This is a genomic window from Pseudoalteromonas sp. meg-B1, assembly GCF_003173795.1.
Lineage (GTDB): Bacteria > Pseudomonadota > Gammaproteobacteria > Enterobacterales > Alteromonadaceae > Pseudoalteromonas > Pseudoalteromonas undina.
Genome location: NZ_QGQU01000001.1, coordinates 1075115 through 1095526, shown reverse-complemented (window position 1 = coordinate 1095526; position 20412 = coordinate 1075115). Strand labels below are relative to the sequence as shown.

Sequence of the window (20412 nt, the reverse complement as noted above, 5' to 3'; positions counted from 1 at the left end):
ATAGTAATCATGTTACAAGGATAAAGCTTAATCAATAAGACGTTTAGTAAGTCTAGTGTTTAGAATTGTGAGATAAATTAAAGGATTAAAATGAAAGAAATGTGCCCAAATTGTAAAAGTAATTTTGCAGCTAAAGATATAAAAAATATTAACAAAAATAGTATTTTTATTGAAAAACAATGCCCTTCTTGTCAAACATGGTTTTGTTTGAATAAAACACTCACGATTATAAAAATTATTGGTATTTTTTTATTGTTAATAACCAGCCTATTAAATATCTTCAATATTAAAAGCCAATACAGTCTAATGTTTTCAAGCATTGGCTTGGTAGGAATACTGGTAGCAATCATTATTACTTTTTTTGGTAAGCATGAAACGGTCAAATAATCAAAAAACAAAAAAGAAGCAAAAAGTAAAATATGTAGATATCAGTAATACGAGAATGCTATTGAACCAAATCGCATTCTCTTTAGTCTTTTGGGCTTTAGGCCTTTTATCTATTTTATTTGCGATAAAATTTATACACGATGGCTATATTCTGACCCCAACAGATTACCGGGTCGAATCTGACGTTTATTTCTTTTCAGCGTCGCCGTTTACTTATCTATTTTACCTTTTTCTTTACTTAGGAACTGGGATCTACTTTTTAGCTGTGCCCTATCTTTTTAGAGATATGTTCCCGCGAAAAAAGAAAAGGCCTGATAAAAATAAAAAAAAGTACAAACGAGGCAAAAATTAGTTTCATTAGTTTCATTAGTTACCAGCACTTTTTATTTAAATACGCCCCAATGAAGTTGTTATTTATACTTGTGCAATAAATCAATTGGGATATGGCAATAATCATTAGGGTGATTGGTTAAACGGTCTTGATGCTCGGGATCGCTAGGGACATAATTAGTCAGTGGCGCTACTTGTACCGCTATTTTTTCAGCATCATCACGCTGGCTAATATACTCTCTGGCGATGTTTAAATGATTGCTGTCTTGGCTAAAAATGGCGGTGCGATATTTTTCCCCTACATCGTCACCTTGTTTATTGATGCTGTATGGGTCAATAATCTCAAAAAAATAGCCGATTAATTCATTTAAGGTCACTTCTTGAATATCAAAGGTTACTTTAACGCACTCGGCATAGCCATCGTATTCACCTTGTGTTGTGTTACTAGTGCCATTGGCACGCCCCGCCTCAGTAGTCACAACTCCAGGTAAATACTTCATAAATTCTTGCACGCCCCATAAGCAACCACCAGCAAAATAAAGTGTGTGCTGATTTAATGAATGACTCGATTGTTGTGTTTGCATAATAAAGTGACCAATGTAAATAATTTATAGGATGCAGAGTTACTATTTTGTAACGCTAGATTTGGTTATCAAATGCAGTTTTTTATCATTAATGTACAATAGCGCCCAAAATCACCCTAGCTTAGTGAGCTTACCTTATCATGTGATAAAAAATGATAGGTATTTAATTTTTAGCGTCATTGCATAAAATGAGAATAATGATATGAATCGTGCCCCGCACCTTATAATACCGGCCGTACTAGCCAGTATTTCAACTGTTGCTTATGCAGAGCAGAGTAAAGAAACAGCAACCATAGAACAAATAACAATTGAAGCGTCACCCACCGCCAATACATTACCTGTTGGTACATTTGATTCGCCTATTTCAAATTTAGAGTACGACCCGCGTGTTGACTTGCAATCACGCAATATGGCTGAAGCACAAGCTGATGTAACGATACGCGGGGGGATTTTTGAAAATACCGGCTTTAGAGTCGGCAGTGCAACTCTACTCGACCCGCAATCTGGTCACTATTTTGCAGAAATTCCTATTGCACCACAAATGCTAACAGGTGCTAGTGTATTAACCGGAGCCGATAACGCACTTTATGGCATGAATAGCTCTGTGGGTACTGTGTCGTTTGCTTGGAAACCAATAACAACCGGTGGCAGTGTCTCTTTGGGCGCAGGCTCAAATGACTTTAACTTACAAACAATTCATGCAGGTGTGAGTACTCCACTTGAAGCAAACGCTAATTGGCGCATTGGTTTTGAAGGTGAATATTCGCACTCACAAAGTGATGGTTCAATTGATTTTGGCGATCATGACTTTACCCGTACTTCTGGCAGAGTGCAGTTAACTGGGAGCGATTCACAAACTGATTTATTTTACGGCTTACAAGAAAAGTTTTTTGGTTGGCCAAACCTTTATACCCCATTTGGGGTAAATGAAACCGAAGACTTAGAAACTCAATTATGGATGCTCAACCATAAACAAGCCTATGCTACCAACAGTGAATTTGAAGTATCCGCTTATTACCGCGAGCATAACGATCATTATGTTTATTCAAGAGAAAACCCAAGCGCGTTCCAAGCATTTCATGAAACACAAGTAAAATCATTGGCTATTTCAGGTCGTCATGCGCAAACAAAGTCAGTTGCGGTTAATTACTCGGCGCAATATATAGAAGACAGTATCGACTCCACCACCCTTGAAAATAACTTTACTTCACGTAACTACTTTAAGCTTAGTGTATTGCCTGAATACACAACAACACTAGCAAGCAACCAGCAACTAACCGTCCGCTTAGGTGCTGCATTTGATAACACCAGTCGTGATGATTATGAGCTATCGCTAATTGGTGATGTTAGTTTCAATACCCAAAATAACGATGGCACTGAGCGTACATTGTATTTATCGTATGCCGAGGCAAGCCAAGTAGCAGGCTACACCGCCATTGGTGGCAGTGAGTCAGGTGGTTTGTTTAGAAGTAACGCTAACCTTGAGCGTGAAACCACCAAAAGTTTAGAGCTGGGCTTATTGCTTGAGCAACAAAGCTGGAAACTTAATTCAGCGCTTTTTTATCGTAAAGATAACAACCTAACCGATTGGACATTTAACTTTGATTCAAGCTCAGCACGATTTGCACAGCCGGTTGATATTGATACCACAGGCCTTGAATTTTTAGCCACTAAGCAATTTGATAACGCAGAAATTATTGCCAGCTATGCGTACTTACATAAAACAGAAACCTACGGCGCTGAAAATATTGATGCTAGCTTTTATGCCTTAAACTTTCCTGATCATCGTGTAACACTCGGTGCGATTTGGAATCCGACGGATATATTAGAGTTTCGAGTAGATAATGAGTGGCGTAAACAGCATAACAATGCGCTGCGCCGTTCAGGTGACGAAGCGCTATTTACTCAGCTGACGGTAAAAATAACTCCACCAGCTGTGCCTAACTTCTTTATTAGTCTTGCGGCTGATAACTTATGGGATGAGTCGTTTGAAGAAATTCCAGGTACGCCAGGTCGCGGCGAGCAATATACACTAAGTGCCACGTATAGCTGGTAACTTTATCGCTCAGCGAGGGCTTACTCCACGCTGAGCTTGTTTTTTTAATTAAAATAAGAAACAGACTAGTAGAAAGCTGAATCAGAAACCTCATTTCTCAGCCCTCCCTAAGTATTCTAAAAGCGCAGAATCCCCTCCTCTGTGTACATGCATAATTGAAATAGTATGAGCAAAGAGAAGTGGATGAGAAGTAAATGAGGTAACACTAGCGACAATGCTTAGTGGATACTTAATTGCACTCTCTCAGTACTACTTTTAGAAACACAAAGTAAGTATCTAACCTGAACTCTGGTTAAGAGATTTACTAACATATTGAATCAAAATGATATTTATGTTTATTTTCTCAAGCTAGAGATTTTTAGTGAAAACAAGGCGAAATTACGCGTCGAAAGCTCGCCTATTGCAAGTAAATTCAACGCAGTTAGCGCTGAAAATAGCTGCTTGAGATGGATTTATTATCCGGAGTTCAGGTTATCAACACTTTTCAAGCGTATTAATTGTAAATATATGTGTATTTAATACAATAAATTAGGTTAATTGCTCTAATTCGGTAATTAACGTTAATGCTTGCTCATTAGTCGTCCCGCATACATCTAACGTGGCACTAAAGTCACTGCACACTTTAGGGCGCGACTCATCACCAAATAACTTGCATAAATTTCGTTCATCCAGCTGAATACAACGTTCTCCGGCCTTTTTACCGTTTGGCATACCTGGAATTGGCGAGCTAATACTCGGCGCAATACAACATGCTCCACAGCCTAAACGGCACGCCATTGATTGTGTTTTCATTCTAACCTCAGTAATAAATTTCAATTGTTTTGTTGCTGCTTTGTACATAAATAGCGTGTTTCGTTCTATTTGTAACCGCCTTGTGCAATGACTTGTTACATCTTCAAATACACTGTAAACACTTTATTGCGTATCATTAGTCCATCAGCACAATTTATGAAGGAATGCCCTGTGGCGACTAAAAAACAAATAATACTTCCGATCGCGGTCCTTGTTGGTGGCATTGGCCTCGCAGCAGGCTTTTCTGCAATGAAAAAGCCACCTGAAGAAAAGCCCCCCCAAGACATGCGTCCTTTGGTTGCAGCACAACCAGTTCACCTTGATGCAATTACCCTCGATGTAAAGTCGTACGGTATTGTACAACCAAAAGACCGCACTGAATTGATTGCTCAGGTGAGTGGCCAAGTTATTTCAGTTGCAGGACAATTTGTTGAAGGTGCCTTTGTAAAGCAAGGCGACATTTTAGCACGAATTGATCCAAATGATTACGAAGCTGATTTAATTGAAGCAGAAGCAGGCCTTGCCCAAGCAAGCTCAGCACTCGAGATTGAACGCGCACAAGCGCATGTTGCTAAAGCCGAATGGGAACGCATTAAAGCAGACTCAAGTGATATCACCGCCTCTGCACTGTATTTACGTAAACCGCAATTAGCTGAAAAAATGGCGCGATATCGCTCAGCACAAGCAAGTGTAAAACGTGCTAAGCGTAATTTAGAACGCACATATATTAAAGCCCCCTACGATGCAATTATAAACGAGCGCAGCATTAGTTTAGGCTCGGTAGTTAATCCTGGTAATAGCTTTGGCTCTCTTAGTTCAACTGAGGTCGCCGAGGTGCGTTTACCTGTTGCCGATAAAGAGCTGCAATACCTTAATAATAGTGGCATAGGTGCAACAGTTGAATTTAATGCGCAATATGCAGGGAAAGAAACCACATGGCAGGCTAAAGTGGTACGAAGTGAAGGTGTGATTGATCAAAAAAGCCGTATGAGTTATTTGGTTGCCCAACTTCAAACCCCATATGAAGGGGTTCAGCCACTTCGTTTTGGCTCATACATTAACGCTACAATTGAAGGCCGCGCCGTTAATGGCGCTATTGTCGTCCCTCATCATCTGGTTAAAAATAATAAAATTGCAGTATTAAACGATGATTTAACTCTATCATTTAAAACACTCAATATTATTCGCGAACAAGATGGCATGGTCATCGCTAATCAGGGCTTAGCAGAGGGAGAGCAACTGATTACTTCTGCCCTTGAATACCCAACCGAAGGGATGGCAGTAAAAATAGAAGATACAGTGACCAAACCAGACGTTACTCAACTTGCGTTAAAAGGAGAGTAAACGATGACCACAACTGATGAAAAAGGGTTAATTGCGTGGTTTGCGCGTAATCCCGTTGCTGCTAACCTAATCATGATTTTTGTCTTGATTGGCGGGTTGTTAACCGCGCTGACAATTCGTAAACAAGCCTTTCCTCAATTTGAAAGTAACTGGGTAAGTATACAAGCTATTTACCCTGGCGCCGCGCCACAAGAAGTGGAAGAAGGCATTACTATAAAAATTGAAGAAAACCTTGAAGGTACCGAAGGTATTAAACGTCTAATCACTTACTCTAATCGAGGCTATGCACAAGCCTGGGTTGAGATTGAAGAAAAATATGACGCCAAAGAAGCGCTAGATGAAATAAAAGCGCAAGTAGATTCAATTAATACGTTTCCTGCGGGTATGGAACGCCCTGTTGTTCAGCGTGAAAAATTTCAACAAGAAGTAATGATACTCGCGCTTTATGGTGATATGAGTTATTACCAGTTAAAAGAACTTGGTAATGATATTAAAGATGAATTACAAAACCTTCCTCATGTAAACCTAGTTGATTTTTACAGTGGCTTAGACTACGAAATTGGTATTGAAATTAGCCCTGATAAACTTCGCGAATACGGACTCACGTTTAGAGATGTTTCTAATGCGGTGCAAAGCTTTTCAACTAATATGTCGGCGGGGCAAATTCGCTCTGATACTGGCTACATTTCGATGCGTGTCGAAAAGCAAGCCTATCGTGGCGGTGAATTTGAAAAGTTACCGCTAATTACATTACCAGACGGTGCTCAAATTAAATTAGGCGATGTAGCCACCATTAATGATGGCTTTGAAGAAGGCTTACTATATTCTAAATACAATGGCAAAAATTCACTGTCGTTTGAAATTGATGCCTCAAAAGATCAAGACATTACCGTTGTTGCTAAAGTCCTTAAAAAGTACCTAGCTGACAAAGCCGATCAACTTCCTGCAGGCGTTAAGCTCTCACCCATCGTTGATTTAACCTACTACCTTGAAGGTCGCCTCGACATGATGGTCGATAATATGGTGTGGGGCGGTATTTTAGTTATGCTGGTATTAGCGCTATTTTTACCACTTAGATTAGCGTTTTGGGTAATGATGGGCCTCCCAGTGTCTTTCTTAGGGGCATTCTTATTTATGCCTATCGGCTTTTTAGACATTACTATTAATATGGTGTCTTTATTCGCCTTTATTATTGTTCTGGGGATTGTGGTTGATGATGCCATCGTAGTAGGTGAGTCGGCCAGTGCTGAAATTGAAAAACATGGGCACTCACTTAACAACGTTATTCGTGGTGTAAAACGTGTTGCCATGCCAGCGACCTTTGGTGTACTTACCACTATTGCTGCATTTTTACCTCAAGCAATGGCTTCAGGGCCGAGCGCTGCGTTTTCGAAAGCAATTGGTGTAGTGATTATTTTATGCTTAATTTTTTCACTGATTGAATCAAAACTAATTTTACCTGCACACATCGCAGCAATGAACCCGCGTAAGCCTAATCCTAAAAACCCATTACATAAATTACGTAATGCAGTTGATAGTGGCTTAAAGCATTTTGTTGAACATTATTACACTCCATTTATCGGCCGTTGTATCCATTATCGCTATACCGTGATTATTGGCTTTTTATGTATTTTAATTGTCAGTGTAGGACTCTTTGCCGGTGGAATGGTTAAATTTGTACCAAACCCTAAAATTCCGCATGATTTTCCGCGTATATCGCTGGAAATGAACCTTGCCTCTTCTGAGCAAGCCACGCTTGAAACAGCGCGTAAAATAGAAAATGTATTACTGAGCGTCGACAAAGAACTAGAGCAGCAGTATGGCCAATCTATGATCCGTGATTTGTCTGTTAGTCTGCGTGGTCGAACTAATGCAAGTATAATGGCCATTTTAGTGGAGCCTCATTTGCGCCCTATCGATACGTTTGAACTAAGCACTATGTGGCGTGAAAAAATGCCGCCGCTACCGGGGCTTAAAACACTCACTATTCAAGATAGTATTTTTGGTGGTGGTCGTGATGATGGCGACGTTAGCTTTAGACTCGAAGGAAAAAATGCCGACGAGCTAAAAGAAGTATCTAGCAAACTAAAAGCTAAGTTACAAAGTATGGAAGGCGTGGGTGATGTAAATGACTCACTGCAAAGTGCCACCGACGAAGTACAACTTGATTTAAAACCACTTGCTTACAGTATGGGCTTAACCCTTGCTGATGTGGCCTCTCAAGTAAGCTTTAGTTATTACGGCCTTGAAGCACAGCGTATTCTGCGTGAAGGTGAAGAAATCAAAGTAATGATTCGCTACCCGCAAAGCGAGCGCAACTCTATTAGCAACATCCAAGATACGCGTATTATCACCCCTGCGGGCGCTGAAGTTTCTTTAAGTGAAATAGCTATAGTCAAGCTAGTTGACGGCGTAAGCAGTATCAGACGTGAAAACTCAAACCGTACTGTCAATGTGTGGGCTGCGGTCAATAGTGACGAAGTAGAACCATTTGCCATTGCACAAGAAATTCGTGATGTTTACTTACCGGCACTTCTTAAAAACTATCCTGGAGTAAAAAGTAATGTTGCAGGGCGTATTCAAGAAGAGATGGAAAGTGCTAATGAACAACTACGTGATTTTGCAATCTCATTAATGATTATTTTTGCGCTATTGGCCATTCCACTTCGCTCATATTCTCAGCCACTGATTATTATGTCGGTGATCCCATTTGGTGTTGTGGGTGCTATGTTCGGTCATATGGCTTTAGGTATGACAATGAGCGGATTATCAATGTTCGGCATTATAGCTGTTGCCGGTATAGTGGTTAATGATTCACTTGTTATGGTGGATTTTGTAAACAAAGCCCGTGCAGAAGGTGTGGCAATAAAAGAAGCGGTAATGCAAGCCGGAGCGCGTCGCTTTAGAGCGATATTACTAACCTCTGTTACTACTTTTATTGGCGTAATGCCCATTATTATGGAAACCAGTTTACAAGCAAAAATTGTAATACCTATGGCCGTATCACTCGCCTTTGGTGTGCTGTTTGCTACAGTAATAACGCTTATTCTTATACCGTGTCAGTACGTTGCGCTTGAGGATACAAAACGTCTGATCCGCAAGTGGCGCGGCAAAGACCCTATCGTCGATGGCCAACCAGCAACGACCAATAGTTAATTCAGTAAAATCCCAACCAAAAAAGCTCGGCATAATTATGCCGAGCTTTTTATTTATAGTTAAAAAATAGCATTAAACTATTTGCCAGTTTTTCTCCCTACTGGTAACTTAACTCTAAACTTTGCTCTAAAAGGATTAACCATGGGCACAATTCAGCTTATCTTATTTATCGTCTTTGCCATATTGACTACTTTGGGTTACAAAAAGAACAACCGCAATTTAATGCTATTAGGTGCAATAACTATTTCTTTTGCATTTGTAGGATTAGATTTTTTACTCGGGTTTGATGAGGGATTATCAGGGACTGATTATGAATAAAAAAAGTAATACATTGGCCAAGTATGTTACTTTATTTGATCGCCTTATTTACGTTTACTGGTGGCATTATTGACTCCACCAATTCGAGCTTTCTCATTGGTTTTGGCTTTTGTTTTATGGGCTCTGCAAGCATTCGCTTAATCCCTGCAAACTTTCTTACTCGTAAACTAACTAGCCCTATAGCACAAACCCTTGTTCGCAAAAGAAATATAGCTACACAAATTATCGGATTTTTATTACTCATTACTGGGTTAGCTTTATCTATGTTACTCAACATATAATTGTGTAATTAAAAATATCCTATGATGAATACAATAAATTACTCGTTTTTTATGCCTTTTACGTGATGATATTTAATAATCATATTTAGGAAAGGTACAGCTAAGTGCCTCCCTCAGCCTAAACATATTCATCATAAAGGGTTTAATTGGCGTTTTTTAAAAACTATTTAAGTTAACGTTACTAAACGTGTATTTGTTACTCGTTAATTAATATACGTTTATCAACAATCCCCTGCTTTACTAGCTGATTCAATAAGTGAGCGGTTTTTTCTCTGCACACATCACGCAATAGTCGTACAGCGGGAGTAATCGATTGCCTGCTTGGGCAAATGAGCCACAGCTCACCACAGGTATGCTGGTAATTATTCATCACAGTAACAACGCGTTTATTTAATAAGTCATCGGCAATATCTAACGCTGATTTAACCGCTAAACCTTTACCTGCAACACACCAACGCCTAACTAAATCGCCATCATTTGAGGCACGTCTGCCCTGCATTTTTACTTTGTATTTTTTTCCGCCGTCGGTAAATTCCCACACATTATTGATAATATCTTGCAGCTGGTAAAATAATCCGTGATGCTGCGCTAAATCATCTGGGTGCTCTGGCTCACCATATTTAGCTAAATAGGTAGGTGTAGCACAGAGTAGTCGCGGTACGTTGCAAATTTTAAATCCATATACACTACTATCACTGGGTGAGCCATAACGTAGTGCTATATCAACCGAATCACGAAAAAAATCGATATTGCTATCGCTAATGTGCGTACGCAAGCTCACACTTGGGTACTTATCCATGACTTCATCAATCCAAGGTATCACTAAGTTGCGCCCTAAATCAGATGAGGTAGCTACCCTTAACTCCCCTTCAATGGCATCATGTTCTCCTTTAAGGTTTTGCCTTGCCGTTTCAAGCACGGCCAGAGCTTGTTCGCATTGGGGAATGTATCGCTCCCCTGCACTAGATAAACGTAAATGACGAGTGGTTCTAATAAATAATTCACAGCCAAGTGCCAACTCTACACGCTTAATAGCTGCACTGGCCGTTGCTGTGCGCATATCTAACTTGGCTGCTGCTAGCGTAATGCTTCGACACTCAGCTACTTTTAAAATCAGTTTTAAGTCATCAACCTGCATATTATCTATTTTTATTTGATAATGATTCAATAATTATGCTGTTTATTTTAAATAAAGCAAATTGTATTATGCTGCTCATACACTCAATGAACACTATTTATCAGCCCTTTTTTATTATGGAGAGACTATGACTCACCCTATTATTCGCGATCTTGAAAGCCGCCACACCGCTAAACGTTATGATGCTACAAAGCGCATTTCTCAAGACGATTTAGCGGTATTGTATAATGCTATGCGTCTTTCTCCTTCGTCAATTAATTCACAGCCTTGGAAATTTATTGTGATTGAATCTGATGCCGCAAAAGAGCGTATGCACAGTACCTTTGCTAATAAGTTTCAATTTAATCAGCCACATATTAAAGCGGCATCACACATTATTTTATTCGCTCATAATCCGCAATATACCCGTGAAAACTATGGCCAAGTAATTGATGCTGATATAAAAAATGGCCGAACTCAAACAGAAAACCGCGAGCAAGCTTTTGGCGCCTTTGCGTTTGTAGATTTAAATACCGATGAGCAGGGTAATAATGCCGCCTGGACTAAAGCACAAACCTACATTGCTTTAGGCAATACTATGCATGCAGCAGCACGCTTAGGGATTGATACCACACCGATGGAAGGCGTTGATGCACAACTGATTGGCGAAGAGTTCGCAAGCGAATTAGACGGCTACATCTGTGATGTCGCACTTGCGCTGGGCTACCATGACGCAGAAGAAGACTACAATGCTAAACTGCCAAAATCACGTTTAAGCAAAGAACAAATTATTCAGGTTTTATAAGTCATAACTGCTCACTTTAAATAGTAAGTGAGCAGTTTATTATTACTAGGCTAGTTTTGTGACCACAGATGCACTGAGCACTTTGCCTTGTTCAACATCTGCGGTAACAGTGCATAATGCACCATTAACTAAGTTTAAATTAGGAGGAATGTGGCCAATATCAGCATCAATGATCACCGGAAATAAACACCCACCAAAAGCGGCATTTAAGCCTTGGCGATAATCAAACCCTGGGTCTTGCCCTTGTAAGGTCACATGACGACCAATAATCACCCCATTTATATCATCAAACATGCCCGCTAATTTAAGTGACAATAAAAACCTTGCAACGGTCGCTGGCGTGAGCTCTGCGCTTTCTAAATAAAGTACAATACCTTGCGAGGCATTGTGCTTTTTAAACTCATGCAGAGCTAAAAAAGGCGAATCAAGTAACAGCCCAACCGTATCAAGACACCCACCAAACAACCGCCCTGACATTTCAATACTGCGCTTATCGGTGTAATTTAAACATTGCCATTGTGTGGGAACGCTGTGATCAAATAATGCATTCGGGTTTTGTGCGTAATCAGGCTTGCTATGTTGATGGTTAGTCGAGGGGGCTTGCTCAAACTCACTGCTAGCCTCATAGCTTAGGCTTTCAAAAATTTGTAAACAATACGGGTCTTTTTCATCAGGGTGTAATTGAATTAAATTAGCACTATGCAGTGTTGCCCAATTACATTTTGCTGTCAGTGCACAAGCAATCGTACTGACATCTGAATAGCCCACTAACCATTTAGGTTTAGCGTTTTTAATTGCGCTAAAATCAAGCAGAGGCAATATTTCCATTGCCAGCTCTCCGCCCATTGGCGGCATGATCGCATCTATTTCATCATCTAATAAAAAGTCCATTAATTGCTTGGCATGCTGCTTAGCTGTAAGTTGAGTTCGCGGCTCGTTTTGACGTAAAAACTCTCCCTCAACAATCTGATAACCTCGATGTTTTAAGCCATTAATGACAATATCTAACCGTGGATGGTATTTTGATTTGATCCCCGCTGATAAAGAACACACGGCGATTTTAGATCCCACTGTTAAAGGTGCCGGATACAGTATATTTGCCATATTATTTCCTTATTGAAGAATAGGTTACTACCATAACAACATAGCCTACATTTACAAACAATGAATAATATTCAACCGATTCTAAACCAAATATAAAAACCAAGCATAAAAAAACCAGTGCTTATTACTAAGCACTGGTTTTTATAAAACGTTAAAGTGAGTTAACTAATTAAATATACTCAACCTCAATGATTTCGTACTCTACATCACCTTTTGGCGTTTTGATAATCACAGCGTCATCCGCTTGTTTACCAATTAAGCCGCGAGCAATTGGTGAATTAACAGAAATTAAATTACTTTTAATATCTGCTTCATCATCGCCAACAATCTGATATTTAACTTCAGCGTCGGTTTCAACATTAACGATGGTTACTGTAGTCCCAAAAATCACTTTACCTGTATTAGGCATCTTTGTTACGTCAATCATCTGCATGTTTGAAAGTTTTGCTTCAATTTCTTGAATACGGCCTTCACAAAAACCCTGTTGCTCACGCGCAGCGTGATACTCAGCATTTTCTTTTAAGTCACCGTGTTCACGTGCATCAGCAATATCAGATACAATTTTTGGACGGGTAACAGTTTTTAATTCGTTAAGCTCATCGCGCAATAATTTTGCGCCACGAACTGTCATTGGAATTGATTGCATACTTTTCTCACTTAATCCCAAGGCCATGGTTATGGCCTTGGCACATTTCCTTAGTTCAATCGCAGGTGTAGTTCTTGAACAGACGTCACTTTACTGCGGTCATCTGCTTGGTTAGCAGTACAGTTAGCAAATGCCGCATTCAATGTCGTAGTATAATTGGTTTTGTGCTGCAATGCACCACGACGTAACACCTTCGAATCTTCAATCGCTTGGCGACCTTCGGTGGTATTAACGATATAGCTATACTCGCCATTTTTGATTCTATCAAGAATGTGCGGACGACCTTCGTATACTTTATTTACACGGCGAACCGTAATTCCAGCATCTTCAAGTGCAGCAGCTGTCCCACCTGTTGCGTCTAGCTCAAAACCAAGGTCTGTCATAGTTTTTGCTAGTTCTACAATACGTGGCTTATCGCTATTACGTACAGATAGTAACGCGCGACCACCACGTGGTAAAGTGTTGCTTGCACCTAATTGTGCTTTTGCAAACGCTTCGGCGAAAGTATCACCAACACCCATTACTTCACCCGTTGAGCGCATTTCAGGTCCACGGATAGGATCCACACCTTGGAATTTAGCAAATGGCAATACCACTTCTTTTACGCTGTAGTAAGGTGGAATCACTTCTTTAGTAATGCCTTGGCTTGCTAAAGATTGACCCGCCATACAACGCGCCGCTACTTTTGCAAGTGCTACACCCGTTGCTTTAGATACAAATGGAACTGTACGTGCTGCACGTGGGTTTACTTCGATTAGATACACTTTGCCATCTTTAACCGCAAACTGTGTATTCATCAAACCAACTACGCCAAGTTCAAGTGCCATATCAGTTACTTGCTTACGCATCACATCTTGCACTTCTTGCGTTAGCGAGTGAGCTGGTAATGAACATGCTGAGTCACCAGAGTGAACGCCTGCTTGTTCAATATGCTCCATGATGCCGCCAATAATCACTTGCTCGCCGTCGCAAATTGCATCAACGTCAACTTCTATTGCGTTATCTAAGAAACGGTCAAGTAACACTGGCGCTTCATTTGATGCAGATACCGCTTCGGTCATGTAACGACGTAAGTCTTGCTCATCGTATACAATTTCCATCGCACGACCACCTAATACGTACGAAGGACGCACTACCAGTGGGAAACCGATTTCAACTGATTTAAGTAGTGCTTCTTCAGTAGAGGTAACCGTCGCATTTTCTGGTTGCAGTAAGTCTAAACGCTCAACAAGTTGTTGGAAACGCTCACGGTCTTCTGCACGGTCAATGGCATCAGGTGAAGTACCAATTACAGGCACGCCGTTAGCTTCAAGCTCACGCGCTAGTTTAAGTGGTGTTTGACCACCGTACTGCACGATAACGCCTTTTGGCTTTTCAACACGTACAATTTCTAGTACGTCTTCAAGCGTAATTGGCTCAAAGTATAAACGATCAGATGTGTCGTAATCGGTAGAAACCGTTTCAGGGTTACAGTTAACCATGATGGTTTCGTAGCCGTCTTCGCGAAGCGCAAGAGCTGCGTGTACACAACAGTAATCAAATTCAATACCTTGGCCGATACGGTTAGGACCGCCACCAATTACCATGATTTTATCACGGTCAGATGCGTTAGCTTCACATTCTTCATCGTAAGATGAGTACATGTAAGCAGTGTCTGAGCTAAATTCTGCGGCGCACGTATCAACGCGTTTGTAAACAGGTACAATATTGAGTTGATGGCGCTTTTTACGAATTTCAGCTTCTGACACACCAGCAATTTCTGCAATACGCGGATCTGCAAAGCCTTTGCGTTTAAGTTTACGCAAGAAGTCTGCATTTAAGCCGGCCATACCGACTTCTGAAATTTTAGCTTCATCTTTTAGGATGTCTTCAATTTGTACTAAGTACCAAGGGTCAATCTTAGTCAGTTCGAACACATCTTCAACACTCATACCATGGCGCATTGCATCGGCAATGTACCAAATACGCTCTGCACCTGGCTCACGTAATTCACGAATGATTTTTTCTTTTGCTTTCGGGTCGTCAAGCGCCACAATTGGGTTAAAGCCCGTTGCGCCTACTTCTAAACCACGTAATGCTTTTTGTAATGACTCTTGTTGGTTACGACCAATCGCCATTACTTCGCCTACTGATTTCATTTGCGTTGTTAAACGGTCGTTTGCACCGGCAAATTTTTCAAAGTTAAAGCGAGGAATTTTTGTTACCACGTAATCGATTGAAGGTTCAAACGATGCTGGTGTTTTACCGCCAGTAATATCGTTTTGAAGCTCATCAAGGGTGTAACCTACAGCCAATTTTGCTGCAATTTTAGCAATTGGGAAACCCGTTGCTTTAGACGCTAGGGCCGATGAACGTGATACACGTGGGTTCATTTCAATGATAACCATACGGCCATCAACTGGGTTTACACCAAATTGTACGTTTGAACCGCCGGTTTCAACACCAATTTCACGCAATACGGCCATAGAAGCATTACGCATGATTTGGTATTCTTTGTCTGTTAATGTTTGTGCTGGCGCAACAGTGATTGAGTCACCTGTGTGCACACCCATTGGGTCAAAGTTTTCAATAGAACAAACGATGATGCAGTTGTCTTTTTTGTCACGAACAACTTCCATTTCGTATTCTTTCCAACCAATTAACGATTCATCAATTAATAACTCGCTGGTTGGTGAAAGGTCTAAACCGCGCTCACAAATTTCTTCAAACTCTTCCATGTTGTAAGCCACACCGCCACCGGTGCCGCCCATTGTGAAAGAAGGACGAATAATACACGGTAAGCCGATTCGGGTCATGGTATCGCGAGCTTCATCCATTGAATGGGCAATTTCAGCACGTGGACATTCAAGGCCGATGTTACGCATAGCAACATCAAAACGCTCACGGTTTTCTGCTTTATCGATTGCATCGGCTGTTGCGCCAATAAGCTCAACGCCATGCTTTGCCAATACACCGTGCTTATCTAAATCAAGCGCACAGTTTAATGCCGTTTGACCACCCATTGTAGGCAGTACAGCATCTGGCTTTTCTTTTTCAATAATTTTTTCTACCACTTCCCAGTGAATTGGTTCGATGTATGTTGCATCGGCCATTTCTGGATCAGTCATGATAGTGGCTGGGTTTGAGTTAACGAGTATAACTCTATAGCCTTCTTCTCTTAGTGCTTTACACGCTTGAGCACCAGAGTAGTCAAATTCACAAGCTTGACCAATTACAATTGGGCCTGCGCCTAAGATAAGAATGCTTTTTATATCGGTACGTTTTGGCATTATTACTCCGGTTAAATTAGTGGTTACGCGCTTGCATCAAATCGATGAAGTGGTCAAATAATGGGGCTGCATCGTGCGGACCAGGACTTGCTTCAGGATGACCTTGGAAGCTAAACGCTGGTTTATCTGTACGGTGAATACCTTGTAATGTACCGTCAAATAACGATTTGTGCGTAGCACGTAAATTATCTGGTAATGTGGCTTCATCTGCAGCAAAACCGTGGTTTTGTGCAGTGATCATTACAACATCGCGGTCAAGATCTTTAACTGGGTGGTTACCACCATGGTGGCCAAACTTCATTTTTACTGTTTTAGCACCTGAGGCAAGTGCTAGTAGTTGATGCCCTAAACAAATACCAAAAATTGGCGTGTCGGTTTCTAAAAAGGTTTTAATTGCATCAATGGCATAAGTACATGGCTCAGGATCACCAGGGCCGTTTGATAAGAAAATACCATCTGGGTTTAAGGCTAGTACGTCAGCGGCAGAGGTTTGTGCTGGGACAACGGTCAGTTTACAACCACGATCAACAAGCATACGCAAAATGTTACGTTTAACACCGAAGTCGTAGGCAACAACATGAAACTTTTCATCATCAGCGTGTAAGGTTTTAAACCCCTCGCCTAATGTCCAGCTTGATTCGCGCCACTCAAAATTTTCCTTGGTTGAGACAACTTTTGCTAAATCCATACCTTTTAAGCCTGGGAAGGCTTGCGCGGCTTCGAGCGCTTTTTTCTCGTCTAGTTCGTCACCAGCAACAATACAGCCATTTTGTGCGCCTTTGTCACGCAAAATACGGGTTAGTTTTCTCGTGTCGATGTCCGCAATACCTAAAATATTACGTTCTTTTAAGTAATCATCTAACGATTGCTCGTTACGAAAATTACTTGCTAGCAGTGGCAAATCACGGATCACTAGGCCTTTAGCCCAAATGTGACTCGCTTCTTCGTCTTCGCTGTTGGTACCCGTATTACCGATATGTGGGTACGTCAAAGTTACGATTTGTTCCGCGTACGATGGATCAGTCAAAATTTCTTGATAACCAGTCATAGACGTATTGAATACTACTTCACCGACTGACATGCCGTCAGCGCCGATTGCAGTACCGCGAAACACTGTGCCGTCTTCTAGGACTAACAGAGCGGATTTAGTCAAGTTAAACCTCCTAACAGTAAAAAACGGGAGTAAACAAATTGCTTAACACCCCGCCAATACCCAAATAATTGGTCAAAACCTGATTTCTGTGAGCTTAAATTGTTTTACGCAGTCTTAAATGATGCCGATGTAAACCACTAAACCTTCATTCATTTTTCTTGCCTAAAACTCTTTTTATTCCCACACAAACCCCGGTTTTGCTAACCATATGAGTATAATTGGAAACACGCATTTAGTAATTTTTGGCAAATTGGCTGCATTCTACATGAAGTTGGCTTTTAGGTCTAACGCTAATTAGTAAATTGCAATAAATAAGTGGTTATAACAAAAAACCACCTCAAAGCGTTAAAAAAGGAACTTAACTACTTTAAATCTAGCACATCTTGCATATCATAAAGTCCTGCTGGTTTATTTTTCAACCACTGCGCAGCTCTTATAGCACCTAGGGCGAAGGTCATTCGAGAACTTGCTTTATGGGTTAATTCAAGTCTTTCGCCCATTGTAGCGAAGTAGGCCGTGTGTTCACCTACTATATCGCCGCCTCTTAGCACCGAATAGCCAATTTCATTTTGTGATTTGGCCTGCTCTATGTTGTTACGATCATAAACAGCAACCTCATCATGATCCCACCCTTTAGCCTGTGCAATCGACTCGCCAATAGCTAATGCTGTACCCGATGGCGCATCGATTTTATGGCGATGATGCGCTTCAAAAATTTCAATATCTAAATCATCGCCTAATTTTGTCGCTGCTGTTTGCACTAAGTTAAGCAGTAAATTTACGCCCACGCTATAATTACGCGCAAATACGATCGGGATATGTTTAGCGGCATCTGTTAATAGAGCCATATCATCATGAGTTAAGCCAGTGGTGCCAATTACCATAGGTGTTTTTTTCTCAACAGCTGTTTTTAAGTGATTTCTCATGCCTTGTGGAAGGGTAAAGTCTATAAGCACATCTACATTTTCAACCTGCTGTTCACTACTAAAGTGAATGTCTTTAGCCGCTGCACTATTAAGTTGATTAACCGATAGACCGACTAACTCAGACTCACTGCGTACATAGGCCGCCGCTAATTGTGAATTTTTATTGATTGTTGCTGCTTCTAAAAGTGCCAGGCCCATACGGCCATTCGCACCAAACACACCTACTCGATTCATCTTTTTACAACCTATGTATTTTTTAGTTAGCTAGATTTTATCTAAAACTCATGTAATAGTCAGGAAAGCTTATAAAAAAGCTTCGATTATTTTAGGGTCTGTTGACCTTTGCGGATTAAAATTTGTTTAAACTAGGAGTGGTTTAATCGTGGCGCGAGGTTTGTAACCTAGTGGGCTAAGTAAAAACCGAGCAACAAAGAGTAAATCGCTCCTAGGCAGAACCCTTCGGGCAGCGCCTGTTTGGCATTGATGCTGCGTTATCGCCTATTTATGGGGAATACCACACCACATTGGCTCTGCCTTGCCTAAATACCAAACAGACTGCTGCAAATTTAACCTTGAAAGATCAACAGACCCTCATAATAATAACAGATAGTCTTTGCATTTAGCCATCTATACATTTAAACTTCTTTTTTTGCGCCGATTTGGTCTTTGGCTTGCGGGCGCTGTTGAGTTACTTATCTGGTTAGATAGTAAAACAAACAACTAAATTCAGCTAAAAGAGGGATGCTTTGGCTGTTTAATATATCAATCGATTTCGATTGCTATGAATAATTAACGAGGATTATGATGCAGCCATCATTTGATAAAAATAAAGCAAGATTTTCTTTGCTCCCCCTACTCACCTTTGTTGCTATTTTTTTAGGCTCAGGCTTATATTTGCAATCTCAAGGGGTTGATTATGCATTTTATCAACTCCCAGCACCGGTCGCTATTTTACCTGCGATTGTTTTAGCCTTTATTTTAAATAAAGCCAGTATTAATCAAAGTGTAGAAACCTTTATTAAAGGCGTGGGTAATAACAATATTATTACCATGTGTCTTATCTATTTATTAGCAGGTGCTTTTTCTGCGGTTGCAGGGGCAACCGGTGGCGTTGACGCGGTTGTTAATGCTGGCCTCTCACTTATTCCCCCTTCATTACTTCTGCCTGGTTTGTTTTTAATTGCCGCGGTTATCTCTACTGCGATGGGCACGTCAATGGGAACTATCGGTGCTATTGGCCCAATTGCTTATGCAGTATCAATGAAAACAGGGATTGATCCCGCATTAATGGCCGGTACCATTGTATCTGGCGCTATGTTTGGTGATAACCTATCAATAATTTCTGACACTACGATTGCAGCTACCCGTACGCAAGGCTGTGAAATGAAAGATAAGTTTAAAGAAAATCTTAAAATTGCGATTCCAGCCGCTATCCTTACTATTGCACTGTTGTTATTTTTAACGCCAGCTGCGCAAGTTGTTGAAACTAAAGACTACGATATTTTATTGGTGCTTCCTTATGCCTTTATTTTAGTACTGGCAGTAATGGGCTTTAATGTATTTGTAGTACTGTTAAGCGGTATTGTTTTCGCCGCATTGATGGGCTTTACCGGAAGCTATGAAGGCGCCAGCTTTGTAAAAGATATTTACCAAGGTTTTAGCGACATGCAGGAAATATTTTTACTGTCTATGTTTATTGGTGGCCTCTCTGAGTTTATTCGTATTAATGGCGGCCTCGACTACATCGCGCAAAAAATTCAAGCAATCACTAAGGTCATTGCAAAATGGCATCGCAAGGTAGCGGATCAGTTAGGGATAGCTGCATTAGTGCTAACCAGCAATATGTGTATTGCTAACAACACAGTGTCTATTATTGTGACTGGCCCTATTGCTAAAAAGCTAGCTGACGATGGCGAAATTAGTGGTAAACGTTCTGCCAGTTTATTAGATATTTTTGCCTGTGTTACCCAAGGGTCTTTACCTTACGGCGCACAAGCACTTCTGCTTGGTGCTACATTTAAAATTAGCCCGTGGGAAGTATCAACCTCATCTTACTACTGCTTTATTTTAGCTTTTACCGCTATTGCGGTTATTTGTTTACGTCGTAATAAAGCTTAAATCTTCTTTAAACAGTGTATTAGCCA

At 40.7% G+C, this 20412-nt stretch carries 15 protein-coding genes; 7 read left to right on the top strand and 8 right to left on the bottom strand.

Annotation, left to right across the window (positions count from 1 at the left end; genetic code table 11):
* Positions 1-90 precede the first annotated feature (90 nt).
* Positions 91-387 (top strand): hypothetical protein, encoded by a 297-nt coding sequence (locus DK924_RS05265; protein WP_010388657.1) that lies wholly within the window; start codon positions 91-93, stop codon positions 385-387.
* Between the two features lie 410 nt (positions 388-797).
* Here the strand turns inward: DK924_RS05265 and DK924_RS05255 are convergent, their stop codons facing one another.
* Positions 798-1301 (bottom strand): peptide-methionine (S)-S-oxide reductase, encoded by a 504-nt coding sequence (locus DK924_RS05255; protein ID WP_109874509.1) that lies wholly within the window; start codon positions 1299-1301, stop codon positions 798-800.
* A gap of 202 nt (positions 1302-1503) precedes the next feature.
* On the opposite strand from DK924_RS05255, the gene DK924_RS05250 reads away from it, so the two are divergent.
* On the top strand, positions 1504-3357 hold the full coding sequence (locus tag DK924_RS05250) for a TonB-dependent siderophore receptor (protein WP_109874508.1): 1854 nt from the start codon (positions 1504-1506) through the stop codon (positions 3355-3357).
* A 528-nt stretch (positions 3358-3885) separates the two neighbouring features.
* On the opposite strand, the gene DK924_RS05245 is transcribed toward DK924_RS05250, so the two are convergent.
* Positions 3886-4149, bottom strand: coding sequence for a YkgJ family cysteine cluster protein (locus DK924_RS05245; RefSeq protein ID WP_041708812.1), 264 nt, complete (start codon positions 4147-4149; stop codon positions 3886-3888).
* 171 nt (positions 4150-4320) lie between these two features.
* Between DK924_RS05245 and DK924_RS05240 the strand changes: the two genes are divergently transcribed.
* From DK924_RS05240 to DK924_RS18730, 3 genes are all read left to right on the top strand, one after another.
* Positions 4321-5493, top strand: a complete 1173-nt coding sequence (locus DK924_RS05240; RefSeq protein ID WP_109874507.1) for an efflux RND transporter periplasmic adaptor subunit — start codon at positions 4321-4323, stop codon at positions 5491-5493.
* Between the two features lie 3 nt (positions 5494-5496).
* Positions 5497-8649 (top strand): efflux RND transporter permease subunit, encoded by a 3153-nt coding sequence (locus DK924_RS05235; RefSeq protein WP_109874506.1) that lies wholly within the window; start codon positions 5497-5499, stop codon positions 8647-8649.
* A 141-nt stretch (positions 8650-8790) separates the two neighbouring features.
* The gene (locus DK924_RS18730) at positions 8791-8967 is read left to right on the top strand and encodes a hypothetical protein (protein WP_181388746.1); all 177 of its coding nucleotides are present in this window, start codon (positions 8791-8793) and stop codon (positions 8965-8967) included.
* Between the two features lie 477 nt (positions 8968-9444).
* Here the strand turns inward: DK924_RS18730 and DK924_RS05225 are convergent, their stop codons facing one another.
* Positions 9445-10386 (bottom strand): LysR family transcriptional regulator, encoded by a 942-nt coding sequence (locus DK924_RS05225; RefSeq protein WP_054201098.1) that lies wholly within the window; start codon positions 10384-10386, stop codon positions 9445-9447.
* Positions 10387-10513: 127 nt separating this feature from the next.
* Here DK924_RS05225 and DK924_RS05220 point away from each other — a divergent pair, with 127 nt between their 5' ends.
* Positions 10514-11170 (top strand): nitroreductase family protein, encoded by a 657-nt coding sequence (locus DK924_RS05220; protein ID WP_055012950.1) that lies wholly within the window; start codon positions 10514-10516, stop codon positions 11168-11170.
* Between the two features lie 45 nt (positions 11171-11215).
* Here DK924_RS05220 and DK924_RS05215 read toward each other — a convergent pair whose 3' ends face one another.
* The 5 genes from DK924_RS05215 to dapB form a co-directional block, all read right to left on the bottom strand.
* Complete coding sequence (locus DK924_RS05215; protein ID WP_055012949.1) at positions 11216-12274, bottom strand: S66 peptidase family protein; 1059 nt, start codon at positions 12272-12274, stop codon at positions 11216-11218.
* A gap of 169 nt (positions 12275-12443) precedes the next feature.
* Positions 12444-12920 carry a transcription elongation factor GreA gene (greA, locus tag DK924_RS05210; protein ID WP_010388635.1) on the bottom strand — a complete coding sequence of 159 codons (477 nt, stop codon included), beginning with the start codon at positions 12918-12920 and terminating at the stop codon, positions 12444-12446.
* A 50-nt stretch (positions 12921-12970) separates the two neighbouring features.
* Positions 12971-16189, bottom strand: a complete 3219-nt coding sequence (carB, locus tag DK924_RS05205; RefSeq protein ID WP_055012948.1) for a carbamoyl-phosphate synthase large subunit — start codon at positions 16187-16189, stop codon at positions 12971-12973.
* A 16-nt stretch (positions 16190-16205) separates the two neighbouring features.
* Positions 16206-17342 (bottom strand): glutamine-hydrolyzing carbamoyl-phosphate synthase small subunit, encoded by a 1137-nt coding sequence (carA, locus tag DK924_RS05200; protein ID WP_008113125.1) that lies wholly within the window; start codon positions 17340-17342, stop codon positions 16206-16208.
* Positions 17343-17704: 362 nt separating this feature from the next.
* Positions 17705-18502 carry a 4-hydroxy-tetrahydrodipicolinate reductase gene (dapB, locus tag DK924_RS05195; protein WP_109874504.1) on the bottom strand — a complete coding sequence of 266 codons (798 nt, stop codon included), beginning with the start codon at positions 18500-18502 and terminating at the stop codon, positions 17705-17707.
* A gap of 570 nt (positions 18503-19072) precedes the next feature.
* Between dapB and DK924_RS05190 the strand changes: the two genes are divergently transcribed.
* Positions 19073-20386, top strand: coding sequence for a Na+/H+ antiporter NhaC family protein (locus DK924_RS05190; protein ID WP_010388632.1), 1314 nt, complete (start codon positions 19073-19075; stop codon positions 20384-20386).
* Positions 20387-20412 lie beyond the last annotated feature (26 nt).

What these genes read in the sequence shown, in the direction of transcription:
- DK924_RS18730 (WP_181388746.1), top strand. Translation starts at nt 8,791, where the DNA reads ATGGGCACAATTCAGCTTATCTTATTTATCGTCTTTGCCATATTGACT.
- DK924_RS05255 (WP_109874509.1), bottom strand. Translation starts at nt 1,301, where the DNA reads ATGCAAACACAACAATCGAGTCATTCATTAAATCAGCACACACTTTAT.
- DK924_RS05250 (WP_109874508.1), top strand. Translation starts at nt 1,504, where the DNA reads ATGAATCGTGCCCCGCACCTTATAATACCGGCCGTACTAGCCAGTATT.
- greA (WP_010388635.1), bottom strand. Translation starts at nt 12,920, where the DNA reads ATGCAATCAATTCCAATGACAGTTCGTGGCGCAAAATTATTGCGCGAT.
- DK924_RS05245 (WP_041708812.1), bottom strand. Translation starts at nt 4,149, where the DNA reads ATGAAAACACAATCAATGGCGTGCCGTTTAGGCTGTGGAGCATGTTGT.
- DK924_RS05215 (WP_055012949.1), bottom strand. Translation starts at nt 12,274, where the DNA reads ATGGCAAATATACTGTATCCGGCACCTTTAACAGTGGGATCTAAAATC.
- DK924_RS05190 (WP_010388632.1), top strand. Translation starts at nt 19,073, where the DNA reads ATGCAGCCATCATTTGATAAAAATAAAGCAAGATTTTCTTTGCTCCCC.
- DK924_RS05235 (WP_109874506.1), top strand. Translation starts at nt 5,497, where the DNA reads ATGACCACAACTGATGAAAAAGGGTTAATTGCGTGGTTTGCGCGTAAT.
- DK924_RS05265 (WP_010388657.1), top strand. Translation starts at nt 91, where the DNA reads ATGAAAGAAATGTGCCCAAATTGTAAAAGTAATTTTGCAGCTAAAGAT.
- carB (WP_055012948.1), bottom strand. Translation starts at nt 16,189, where the DNA reads ATGCCAAAACGTACCGATATAAAAAGCATTCTTATCTTAGGCGCAGGC.
- DK924_RS05220 (WP_055012950.1), top strand. Translation starts at nt 10,514, where the DNA reads ATGACTCACCCTATTATTCGCGATCTTGAAAGCCGCCACACCGCTAAA.
- dapB (WP_109874504.1), bottom strand. Translation starts at nt 18,502, where the DNA reads ATGAATCGAGTAGGTGTGTTTGGTGCGAATGGCCGTATGGGCCTGGCA.
- DK924_RS05225 (WP_054201098.1), bottom strand. Translation starts at nt 10,386, where the DNA reads ATGCAGGTTGATGACTTAAAACTGATTTTAAAAGTAGCTGAGTGTCGA.